Annotated in this window: 9 protein-coding genes and 1 pseudogene; 5 read left to right on the top strand and 5 right to left on the bottom strand. The window is 70.4% G+C overall.

What is annotated here, in order from left to right:
- The 4 genes and pseudogenes from FL311_RS44420 to FL311_RS35770 form a co-directional block, all read left to right on the top strand.
- Positions 1-545, top strand: a pseudogene (locus FL311_RS44420) (hypothetical protein); the annotation flags it as partial.
- Between the two features lie 80 nt (positions 546-625).
- Positions 626-1,561: a MoxR family ATPase gene (locus tag FL311_RS35760; protein ID WP_141332167.1), complete on the top strand. Its 936-nt coding sequence runs from the start codon at positions 626-628 to the stop codon at positions 1,559-1,561.
- Positions 1,558-2,904 (top strand): DUF58 domain-containing protein, encoded by a 1,347-nt coding sequence (locus FL311_RS35765; RefSeq protein WP_141332168.1) that lies wholly within the window; start codon positions 1,558-1,560, stop codon positions 2,902-2,904. The genes FL311_RS35760 and FL311_RS35765 overlap by 4 nt, the downstream gene beginning before the upstream one ends.
- A 201-nt stretch (positions 2,905-3,105) precedes the next feature.
- Complete coding sequence (locus FL311_RS35770; RefSeq protein WP_141332169.1) at positions 3,106-5,865, top strand: SNF2-related protein; 2,760 nt, start codon at positions 3,106-3,108, stop codon at positions 5,863-5,865.
- Here the strand turns inward: FL311_RS35770 and FL311_RS35775 are convergent.
- The 4 genes from FL311_RS35775 to FL311_RS35790 form a co-directional block, all read right to left on the bottom strand.
- Entirely contained in the window at positions 5,847-6,218 is a 372-nt protein-coding gene (locus tag FL311_RS35775) for a Smr/MutS family protein (RefSeq protein WP_141332170.1), read from the bottom strand. The two genes, FL311_RS35770 and FL311_RS35775, sit on opposite strands and share 19 nt — an antisense overlap.
- A 280-nt stretch (positions 6,219-6,498) precedes the next feature.
- Positions 6,499-7,554, bottom strand: coding sequence for a DUF72 domain-containing protein (locus FL311_RS35780; RefSeq protein WP_141332172.1), 1,056 nt, complete (start codon positions 7,552-7,554; stop codon positions 6,499-6,501).
- Positions 7,555-7,686: 132 nt separating this feature from the next.
- Complete coding sequence (locus FL311_RS35785) at positions 7,687-8,328, bottom strand: response regulator transcription factor (protein WP_074955558.1); 642 nt, start codon at positions 8,326-8,328, stop codon at positions 7,687-7,689.
- 43 nt (positions 8,329-8,371) lie between these two features.
- Positions 8,372-9,532, bottom strand: coding sequence for a sensor histidine kinase (locus FL311_RS35790; protein WP_141332173.1), 1,161 nt, complete (start codon positions 9,530-9,532; stop codon positions 8,372-8,374).
- Positions 9,533-9,669: 137 nt separating this feature from the next.
- Here FL311_RS35790 and FL311_RS35795 point away from each other — a divergent pair, with 137 nt between their 5' ends.
- Positions 9,670-10,374: a DUF2306 domain-containing protein gene (locus FL311_RS35795; RefSeq protein WP_141332174.1), complete on the top strand. Its 705-nt coding sequence runs from the start codon at positions 9,670-9,672 to the stop codon at positions 10,372-10,374.
- Here FL311_RS35795 and FL311_RS35800 read toward each other — a convergent pair.
- Positions 10,364-11,287, bottom strand: coding sequence for a diacylglycerol kinase family protein (locus tag FL311_RS35800; protein ID WP_141332175.1), 924 nt, complete (start codon positions 11,285-11,287; stop codon positions 10,364-10,366). The two genes, FL311_RS35795 and FL311_RS35800, sit on opposite strands and share 11 nt — an antisense overlap.
- Positions 11,288-11,366: the final 79 nt, after the last annotated feature.

Genomic DNA, 11,366 nt, shown 5'->3' on the forward strand with positions numbered 1-11,366 from the left:
CCCCCGCGCCCGCCGCCACCGGGCCCGACCCGTGGGCCCGAGGCGCGCGCGACGAGGACGAGGAGAACAACAGCGCCATCGCCGACCCGGACGAGCTCATCCAGGACGCGAAGGACCTGCTGGGCGCGATGAGCGCCGGCGACAAGATTGCCTTCTACAGCGCGGGGCTCGTGGTCCTGTCGTGCTTCGTGCCGTGGAAGGAGACGGCGGCGGACGGTGACGCGCTGGGCTTGATGAGCCTGGGCTTCGGCGCGTTCCTGCTCGCGCTGCTGACGATGGGCGCCATCGGCGTGCGCGTGCGCGCCACCTTCCCCAAGCTCAACCCCGTGGTGCCGTGGATGGCGCAGCTGTTGACCACGTTCCTGTGCCTCATCTGGTGCATCGTGTTCATCAAGGTGTCCTCGGACACGGCGCTGGTGCCCAGCCCCGTGGGCAACTCGGAGATGATGAACTCGTCGCCCAGCTTCGGCGTCTTCATCGGCATCCTGGGCTCGGTGGGCGCGCTCATCGGCGCGTTCCTGGGACTCAAGGGCCGTCAGGACTGACGCCCCTTCCCGCCCGCGCGGCCCGGACGCCACGAAAGTGGTGCCGCGCCGCGCGCGGCCGTTCTACCGTCCAGCGCACCATGTCCGACGCCACGCCCCTGTCCCGCCTCACCGCCGCGCTCGGCGGCACCGTCTTCGGTCAGCCCCGCGTGCTCGCGGACCTGGTGACGGCCTTCCTCGCGCGAGGACACGTGCTGCTGGAGGGCGTGCCCGGCGTGGCCAAGACGCTCACCGCGCGCAGCATGGCGGGCGCGCTGGGGCTGCTCTTCACGCGCATCCAGTTCACCCCGGACCTGATGCCCGCGGACATCCTCGGCACCAACGTCTTCCAGCCACAGGACAACGCCTTCCGGCTGGTGAAGGGCCCCATCTTCACGGAGGTCCTGGTGGCGGACGAAATCAACCGCACGCCGCCCAAGGCCCAGGCCGCGCTCCTGGAGGCCATGGAGGAGCGCCAGGTCACCATCGACGGCGTCACCCACGCGCTGCCGCCGCACTTCTTCGTCGTCGCCACGCAGAACCCGCTGGAGCTCGAGGGCACCTATCCCCTGCCCGAGGCGCAGCTGGACCGCTTCCTCATGCGCGTGCGCGTGGGCTACCCGGACTCGGACGCGGAGACGACCATGCTGCGCGCCTTCCACCAGCGCGAGGGCCGCGTGCCCTCCGTCGAGCGCGTGCTGGACGCCCCCACCCTGCTGGAGCTGCAGGCCCGCGCGGCCCGCGTCACCTGCGACGACTCCATCCTCCAGTACGTGGTCGCCGTGGTGCGCGACACGCGCGCCACCCCCCGCGTGCGCCTGGGCGCGAGCCCCCGCGCGGCGCAGGCGCTGCTCGCCGCGGCCAAGGCCCGCGCGGCGCTGATGGGCAACGACTTCGTCACCCCCGATGACGTCAAGGGCGTGGCCGGCAGCGTCCTCAACCACCGCCTGCTGCTCAAGGCCGAGGCCGAGGTGGAGGGACTCACCTCCGACGACGTGCTGAAGCAGACGCTCGAGCGGGTCCGGGTCCCCCGGTGAGCCTGGGCCGCCCGGTCCCCACGGGCCTCGCCGTGGCGCTGCTCGCCGTGGCGCTCGTCCCCGCCGCCCTCTCGGTGGCGAGCCCCACCTTCGGGTGGTTCGCGCTGGCCGTGGACGTGGCGGTGCTCGCGCTGTGCGCCGTGGACTTCCTGCGCGCGCCTCGCGAGGGCGACGTCACCGTCACACGCGTCGTCGAGCCCATCCTCTCCTCCGGCACGCGCAACCCCGTGCACCTGGCCCTCGAGCGCCATGACACGGGCACCTCGCCCCTGCGCGTGGAGGTGCGCGACGAGCCGCCCCTGGTCGTCGCGAGCCACGACCACCGCCAGTCCGTCGTGCTGCCGCCCCGAGGCGCCGCCGGCGAGCCCGCCCCGAGGATGACGTACTTCGTCACCCCACCGTCTCGCGGAGACGCACGCTTCGGCGACGTGCACCTGCGGCTGCCCGGCCCGCTCGGCCTGTGCGCGCGGCAGGTGCGCGTGAGGGCGGAGCAGGCGGTGAAGATCTATCCGGACCTCACCGCGCTCTCACGCGAGGCGCTGAGCCTGGCGCGCGCCTCGGACGCTCCCTCCGAGCGCACCCTGCGCCGCCGCGCCGCGGAGGGACGCGAGTTCGAGTCGCTGCGCGAGTACCGCCCCGGCGACGACTACCGGCACATCGACTGGAAGGCCTCCGCCCGTCACGCCAACACCCTGGTGCGCACGTGGCAGCCCGAGCGACACCAGCCCATGTTGCTGCTGCTGGACTGCGGCCGTCACATGGCCGGCAAGGTGCGCGGCCGGCGCAAGCTGGACCACGCGGTGGACGCGGCGCTGCGGCTGGCGCGCGTGGGCCTGGACGCCGGAGACGTGGTGGGGGTCATGTCGTTCGCCAGCGACGTGCTCACGTACCTGCCTCCTCGCAAGGGCCACGAGCACCTGCGCCTCATCACCGAGTCGCTCTACCGCGCCGAGGCCGCGCTCGAGGAGAGCGACTACGGCCGGGCCTACGACTTCGCCTTCGCCCGCCAGACGCGCCGCACGCTCGTGGTGCTCTTCACGGACCTGGTGGATCCGGACGCCTCCGCGGGCCTGCTCACCCGCACGCTCGCCTTGCGTCCTCGGCACCTGCCCGTGGTGGCCTCGCTGCTGGACGAGGACGTGCGCGACGCGGCCACCCGCGTGCCCGACGCGGCCCAGGACGCCTACGCGCGACAGGCCGCCACGCGGCTGGAAGCCGAGTTCCGCCGCACCGCCACCACGCTTCGCGACGCGGGGGCGTTGGTAGTGCGCGCGCCGGCCCAGGGCTTCGGCGCCGCCGCGCTCAACGTGTACCTGGACGTCAAGTCGCGCGGACTGCTGTAGGCCTCGCGAATATGTCCAGCGGAAAGTTCGTGTGACGTGCACATACGGTGCGCGCGCGCGTCGCTCGCGAAGAAGCATGCCAATCGCGCGGAGGCCGATTTTTCGGCCTCGGACACGACCCCCTTTACATGAGGGCCTTCGTCAACAAAATGGCGCGTCTCTCTCGCCCGCCGCATCGGCGGGCCCCCTGAAACAGCACGGATGGAGACGGTCTTGGCGGAGGTCGCGAGGGGATTGAGGTTGGAAGTCGAGGCGGATGCGGCGGCCATCGCCGCCCGGGCGGAGCCCACCGAGCCGGTCCAGTCGCTGACGCACTTCCACGAGCGCCTGCTGGCCGAGGAGCTGCTGGCGCGCAGTGGTGACACGCAGCAGCGCCTGGCGGGCGCGTTGTCGGAAGCGAAGGTGGACCTCAACCCGCATCAGGTCGAGGGCGCCATGTTCGCGCTCGACTCGCTGTCGCGCGGCGGCTGCATGCTGGGCGACGAGGTGGGCCTGGGGAAGACGATTGAAGCGGGGCTCGTCATCGCCCAGCTGATGGCCGAGGGGAAGACGCGCATCCTCATCCTCGCGCCGGCCACGCTGCGCGCGCAGTGGAACAGCGAGCTGCGCGAGAAGTTCGACCTGGACAGCGTGCTCGTGGACGGCCGCACCGTGCGCGCCACCGGCAACTGCTTCGACCAGCCCTTCCCCGTCATCTGCTCGCACCCGTTCGCGGCCAACAAGGCGCACCTGACGTCCGAAATCCCGTGGGACCTCATCGTCATCGACGAGGCCCACCGCCTGCGCAACGCCCACCGCGCCAACAACAAGATGGGCCAGGCGCTCAAGGCGTCCCTGGCGGGCAAGCCCAAGCTGCTGCTCACCGCCACCCCGCTCCAGAACGACCTGATGGAGCTGTTCGGGCTGATGTCGCTGCTCGACGAGCAGATCCTCGGCCCCGAGCACGCCTTCCGCAGCCGCTACCGCGTGGACGAGGGCGGCGGCATGTCCGAGGCCGCCGCGTGCGAGCTCAAGGAGCGGCTGGCGCCCGTGGTGCAGCGCACCCTGCGCCGGCAGGTGCGCGAGTACGTCCGGTACACCAACCGCCGCTCCATCGTGGAGGACTTCACGCCCTCGCCCGAGGAGCACGACCTCTACGAGAAGGTCAGCGAGTACCTGCAGCGCTCGGAGGCCGCGGCGATTGAACCCGGCAAGAAGACGCTCCTGACGCTGTGCTACCGCAAGCTGCTGGCGTCCTCCACGTACGCCATCGCGCCCACGCTGCGGCGGCTGTCGGACAACCTGGAGAAGCGCCTGCAGGCGGCGAAGCTGGGGCAGCAGGCCCTGGCGATGTTCGAGCCGGAGGAGGCCAAGCAGTACGTCGAGGAGGGCGAGGAGTGGTCGGATGATCCGGCCAAGGCGCCCAACATCCGCGTGCTGGAGCAGGAGGTCTGGGAGCTGCGGCAGTACGCGGACCTGGCGGACTCCATCAAGGTCAACGCCAAGGGCGAGGCCCTCAAGCGGGGCCTGGACCGCACCTTCGGGGTGATGCGCGCGCACGGCTGGCCGGAGAAGGCGCTCATCTTCACCGAGTCCAAGCGCACGCAGCAGTACCTGTTCAACCTGCTGTCGGACAACGGCTACCGGGGCAAGATTTCGCTGTTGTCCGGGGACATGGCCGGCACGCCCGAGGAGCGGCGCGCGCTGGTGGATGAGTTCCGCAACAAGACGCAGATCCTCATCTGCACGGAGGCCGGCGCCGAGGGCCTGAACCTCCAGTTCTGCAACCTGGTGGTGAACTACGACCTGCCCTGGAACCCGCAGCGGGTGGAGCAGCGCATCGGCCGGTGCCACCGGTACGGGCAGCAGCGGGATGTGCTGGTCATCAACTTCCTCAACCGCGCGAACGCGGCGGACGCGCGCCTGTTCGAGCTGTTGGAGAAGAAGCTCAACCTCTTCGACGGCGTCTTCGGCGCCTCCGACGAAATCCTGGGCGCGCTGGAGAGCGGCGTCGACTTCGAGCGCCGCATCCTCGACATCTACCAGGGCTGCCGGAAGGTGGAGGACATCAACGCCGCCTTCGACAAGCTGCGCGCGGAGATGGAGTCGCGCATCAGCAAGCGCATGACGGAGATGCGCTCGGTGGTGCTGGAGCGCTTCGACGGTGACGTGCGCCGCCGCCTGCGCGGCCAGGGCGAGCAGACCAAGGAGGCCCTCGCCAAGCGGCAGCAGGAGGCGCGCGCGCTCACCAGCTCCGTGCTGGGCAGCCGCACCTCCGGTCGGCTGGAGATCGCCAAGGCCGCCTACGCCGTCAAGGAGCGCAAGCAGGACGCGGTCAGCTACCTGCAGCTCGACGCCTCGGGGCTCCCGTCGCGACTGGCGCGGCTGGCCGGCAGCGAGGGCTGGTGGTTCGTCTACAAGTTCGAGACGACGGGCCTCAAGCCCGAGGAGAAGCTGGTCCACCTGGTGCTGGTGAAGGACCGCGAGGGCAACTTCCGCGCCCTGCCCCTCCAGGACGGCGCGCACTTCGTGAAGCTGTCCGCCAAGGACGAGAAGCGCCGCCAGCCCGCGCCGGTGTCCGTGCAGCTCATGCAGGAGCAGGCGCTGGTGGCCGCGAAGGACGAAATCGTCCGCGCCGCCGAGCGCCGCAACGCGCTGGAGCTGGACAAGGCCAAGGAGCGCGCGGACCGCTACGTCGAGGACTGCCTCATGGAGTCCCGCGAGGGCGTGGAGGCGGCGCGCCAGCAGTGGATCGACGCGCGCAAGCAGGTCACCACGGTGGAGGACGTCGCGGAGCGCGCCAAGGCCCGGGCGAACTCGGACCGGATGGAGCGCGAGTACCGCCGCAAGCTGTCCTCGCTGCGCAACGAGGAGGAGAAGCGCTACGCCTCCAAGGACCGTCAGCTCGCCGAGCTCGCCCAGAAGGCGAAGGTCACGGAGAAGCGCGCGCTCATCGCCTCCGCCTACTTCTGGCTGTCCTGAGCCTCCAGCGGCTTGAGCCGCACCCAGGTCGCGCCCCAGCCTCCGTCGGACTCGGAGGCGGGGCGGAACGACTCCACCTCCTCCAGCTTCGGCAGCAGTGAATGCACCGTGCGACGCAGCGCGCCGGTGCCCTTGCCGTGGATGATGCGCACATCGAGCAGGCCCTTCTGGCGGCAGGCCCAGAGGTACTCGATGACGAGGGGCTTCACCTCGCGAGGCTGAAAGAAATGCAGGTCGAGGGTGCCGTCGATGGGCAGCTCGACGACCTCGTCGTCAGGGGGCGGGGGTTCCGGCCCCTCCGGCGGGAGCGAGGGCTCGTTTGCTGGCAGCGGGGGCAGGCGACGCGGGCTCATTCGTCCACTCTCCTGACTCTCGCTTCTTCTGCTCGGCCTCCAGCCTGCGTCGCTCCCGAGCGGCGTTGAACTGCGCCGACACGGAGGACAGCTCGTTCTTCAGGGCCGACAGGTGCCTGGAAACGTCCTCGTCCTCGGCCACGCTGCGGTGTGCGTCCGCGCGCTTCTCCCGCGCGCCAGCGCCACCGGCTGTCGTCATCTGGACCATCAGTGCCGCGAGCAGGACCGACTTCATGCTTGATGAGGTAAGCAAGAGCCGTGCTCGGTGGCAAGCCCCCGTTCATGAGGCGACGCTTCGCTGGTCCCCCTCCTTGGTCGTACCTGTGACGATACGCTCCGCCAGTTTGATGGCGGACAGTGGCGCGCTCCCCTCGGCCTTGTTGTTGATGGTGACGAAGACGGGTCGCTCGCGACGAAGCGCCGCCAGACACGCGCGCGCCAGCAAGTCCCGGGTGGGCACGTCCTCGTCCACCAGCCGGTTGAAGGGCGCGTAGCGGGCGCGGGCCTCCTCGTAGCCGAGGTTCGGCGGCAGCATCCACCGCACCACCAGCGCGCGGGCGTCGAGCGCGCGGGTTCGCTTCGCCTGGATGCCCATGGAGGGCATGTGGGCCCAGACCGCGAGCACGGGACAGGCGCCCACGTCCGCCAGGGCCTGCGCGAAGCCCTCCGTCAAGAGTTCCTCGTTGCGGACCTCCACCGCGTAGAGCGGGCCCTTGGGGAGCGCGGAGAGGAACGCATGGAGGCGCTCGACGAAGCGCGCGGCGCCTCCGAGCCCCTGCGGGTCCTGCGGTGGGAACTGGAAGACGAGCGGGCCGCCCTTGTCGCCCAGGCCTTCGACGAAGGGGCGCACCACGTGCTCCTCGGCGTAGGCGGCGTGGAGGAAGCGCTCGTTGAGCTGGCCTCGGTGCGCGCCATAGCGCTCGTGCACGGGGAAGCGGGCCAGGGTGCAGACCTCGTGCGCCTTCACGAGGAAGCGGAAGTCGGCGGGCACCTGCACGGCGTACTCGGCGAAGGCCTCGGCGGAGATGGGGCCGTAGAAGGTCCGGTCGATGCCGACGGTGCGCAGCACGGGGTGACGCGCGTACGCGGACAGGCCCTCGCGCGCGAGCTGCGACGCGGAGGCCTCGTGGTCGTAGACGAGGCCGGACCAGCCGGGGAACGTCCACGACGAGGTGCCCAGGAAGACGCCGGTGGGGAGCTGCTGACCGAGGGACGCGAGCGAGTCCTGTACCGGCGCGGGCTCCACCGGCTGGCTCCGACTCCGGGCGCGCGCGGGTGCCTCGGCGGGCGCGCCGGTGAAGAGGTCGAGCTGGGAAGGTCCACGCTGAGGGGCCATCGGCGTCTCCTACGTCCTGCGTCCCGTGGCCCCGCGACGGCGGGCCGCACGTCCAGCGCACATAACGCCGGACTCCACGGGATTCAGGAGGTTGCCTCAGAACCTAGGGACTCCCCAAGGGGGATGTCCGTCCTACAGGCAGCCGAGCTCCATGGCCCGGAGCACCGCGCGCGTCCTGTCGCGGACGCCGAGCTTCGACAAGATGCTGGAGGTCTGGTTCTTGACGGTCCCCTCCGCAGTCCCGAGCGCCTGGGCAATCTCGCGGTTGCTCAGTCCCCGGGCGATGAGGCGGAGCACCTCGACCTCGCGGCGCGTGAGGCCCTCGGGCAGCTCCGCGTGCGGGAAGTCGCGGCCCAGGTCCACGAGTCCACGCGCGACACGCTCGGCGACTCCGGGCGGCAGCAGCGTCTCGCCAGCGTGGACGCGGCGGATGGCGTCCGCGAGCTCCTCCAGCGAGACGTCCTTGAGCAGGAAGCCCTGCACGCCCGCGCGCAGCGCCTCGACGATGGCGGCGTCCTCGTCGAAGGTGGTGAGCAGCACCACGCGCCGGTTCACCGGTTCCTGGCGCAGGCGCCTGAGTGCTTCGAGCCCCGTCATGCGCGGCATGCGCACGTCCATCAGCACGACGTCCGGGTTCAGCTCGGCCACCTTCGCCAGCGCATCCTCACCGTCCACCGCCTCGCCCACGACACGGAGGTCTGGAGTCAGGTCCAGCAGGCTGCGCAGCCCCTGGCGCACCAGTGCGTGGTCATCTACCAGGACGAGACGAATCATCCGCGGGCCCTCGAGTCACAGGACGCCATTGGCTGCACGCGCCTCACGAGAGCTCCGTGCCGCGCGCCGCGGGCAACCATGCGCTCAGCTCCCATCCCTGCCCTTCCTCCGCGCGCCACTCCACGCGGCCGCCCAGTCGACTGAAGCGCTCGCGCATCCCCGTGAGACCCGCGCCCGGAGTCGGAGCACGAGCGCCATGCCCATCATCCCGCGTGGAGACGCGGACCCCGCCGTCCTCCTCGGGAGCGATGCGCACCCAGAGCTGCGTCGCTCGCGCATGGCGCAGCGTGTTCGTGAGGACCTCCTGCACGCAGCGGATGAGCGAGTGGGTCGCCTCCGGCGAATCGAGCGCCAGCGTCTCCGGCACATCCAGATGCACGGTGAGCCCTGGAGTGCTTCGCGCGAGCTCGCGAAGCGTGGCGAGCAACGGCTCGGGTGACTCCCTCAACGCGGACACCGACTGCCGGACCTCCGAGAGCAGCGTGCGCGAGGCCTCGCGGGCACGGCGCAGATGCGCGACCGAGGCCGGGTCCTTCACCGTATGCACGGCGGCCTCCAGGTTCAGCGACAGCGCGGTGAGGTGATGTCCCAAGGAGTCGTGCAGCTCCCGCGCGATGCGCAGCCGCTCCCCTTCCCGCTCCCGCGCGGCGAGCAGCACCTGCGTGGCCTGGAGCTCCACGTTGAGCCGGGCCAGCTCGGCGCGGGCCTTGGCTTCACGGACCATGACGACGGCCGAGCCCAGCGTGAAGCCCTGGAAGCCGACGAAGATGAGCGTCTGGAGCAGCGCGCGCTCCAGCGGGTAGATGACGAGGAAGACGCCCAGCATCGCCACCGACTGCGCGAGGACCCAGACCATCGCGCGACGCTGGGACATCATCTCGGGAGCCTGTCCCGCGATGATGGCGAGCAGCGCGCCCTCCACGCCCGTGCCTCCCGTGGCGATGACGACGAGCGCCGCCACGGTCTGCACGGCCATCAGCACCGGACCGCCCTGCCCCCGAGAGCGGGCACTCCTCCAGTACCCCACGCCGAACGCGAGGAACCCCAGGAACCACGCCAGGATGCGCGGCGAGGTGAGCACCGAGGGGCGCCGGAGAATCTCCTCGCTGTAGGAGGAGCCCACCACCGCCCACGTCAGCAGCCCGGCCACGAGCAACAACCGGTGGACCGATGCCGACTTGCGCGTGTGGTGCCTCGAAGCCATGGAGGGGCAGCATAGGTCCTCCCCTTCCAGGTGGACATGTGCCGGAAGTCACAGGACGCCCGTGTGACTTCCCGCAGATGTGGGCCCTGGAGCGCTCCCGTACCTTGGCCTCGTCTCGCAGCACACGGGAGGCTCGCATGTCTTTCTATGCCCTGACTCGCACGCTCCACATCACCGCGGGGGTCATCGGGTTCACCGCGCTCTGGCTGCCCCTGGTCGCTCGCAAGGGCGGCACGCTCCACAAACGCGTGGGCTGGGTCTACGTGGCGGCGATGGCCGCCGTGGCCATCACGGGCTTTCTCCTCTCGGGCTGGCGGTTCCTGTACGATCCGGCACAGCGCTCCGCGGCCCTGTTCTTCATCTACATCAGCGTCCTGAGCGGCACGTCCGCGTCCATGGGCGTGCGCGTGCTGCGCACCCGCGCGAGGACGACAGCGAACCGCAATCCCTATGACCTGGGGATGTCCGCGCTGACGCTCGTGCTCGGCCTGTTCACGGCGGCGTGGGGATTCATGGTGAGCATGCCGCTGCTCTGGGGCTTCTCACTCGTGGGCATCATCCTGGGAGCGTCGTCGCTCCGCTACTGGCTGCGCCCGCCCCAGACGCGCATGCACTGGTGGTTCGAGCACATGGGCGCCATGGTGGGCTCGGGCATCGCGACGCTGACAGCGGTGCTGGTCGTCAACGCACGGCACCTGGGCATCAACGGCATGCAGCTCGCGGTGTTCCTCGGGCCCACCGTGGTGGGCGTCACCGGGCTCAAGCTGTGGGAGCGGTACTACCTGAAGAAGTTCGCGCCCAAGTCCCGCGCCAACGTCGCCACGGCTCCGGCTACACCTTGATGCGGATGGCCGAGGGCAGGAGCGTGAACGTCGCGGGCAGGCGGCCCGGCGTCTCGCCATCGACGTCGAGGAACACCTCCTGCTCGTCGACGGGCTCGGCATGCACGGACTGGCAGCGCAGCCGGCGCGTGCCCTTCCAGGTGACGTGGGAGCCGTTGTAGACGCCCTTCGACTTGAGCAGGAAGTCGCTCAGGCCATAGCCGGACCAGATGGTGATGTCGAAGGCGCCGTCATGGGTGACGGCGTCGGGCGCGACGAACATGCCGCTGCCGAAGTAGCGGCCATTGGCCACGGCCACGGCGGTGACATCGAGCGTCTCCGCGGGGCCGCCGTCCGTCGACAGCTTCACCTTGCGCTCGGTGTACTTCACCAGGCCCTTCAGCGTGCCCCAGACGAAGCTGAAGTTGCCGCCGAGCGCCTTGCTGCCGCTGTTCACCTCGCGGGCCACCACCGCGCTGACGCCGAACGAGGCGATGTTCGCGAAGTAGCGCGTCGCGGGCTTGCCCTCGTTGTCGATGAAGTCGAGCCGGCCCACGTCGAACGGCTCCGTCGTGTCGGTGCGCAGGCGCTCCAGGGAGGACTCGAGGTCCAGGCCCCAGCCGAAGGTGCGGCGGAAGTCGCCGCCGGTGCCACGGGGGATGAGGCCGAGGGCGGCGTTCGGGTTGATGGCCTTGCCGTCGCGGAAGAAGCCGTTCGTCACTTCATTGAGGGTGCCGTCACCGCCCACGGCGACGATGCACTCGTAGCCCTGGTCGATGGCCTCGCGGGTGATGCGCGCGGCGTCCATCCCGCCCTGGGTGAAGCCATGCCCGAAGTCGCCGAGCACCCTTCCCACCTGCGCGGCAATCTCCACCCAGCGCTTTCCAGTCTGACCATTCGCGCTGCGCGGGTTGACCACGAGGAACGTCTTCATCGGCACCTACCCCTCCCTGTAACGCCCCTGTTTACGCGGTTGTGGCGCCGACCTCCACTTCGCGACACCCCTCCCCAGG

Source organism: Myxococcus sp. AB025B (assembly GCF_006518215.1).
Lineage (GTDB): Bacteria > Myxococcota > Myxococcia > Myxococcales > Myxococcaceae > Myxococcus > Myxococcus fulvus.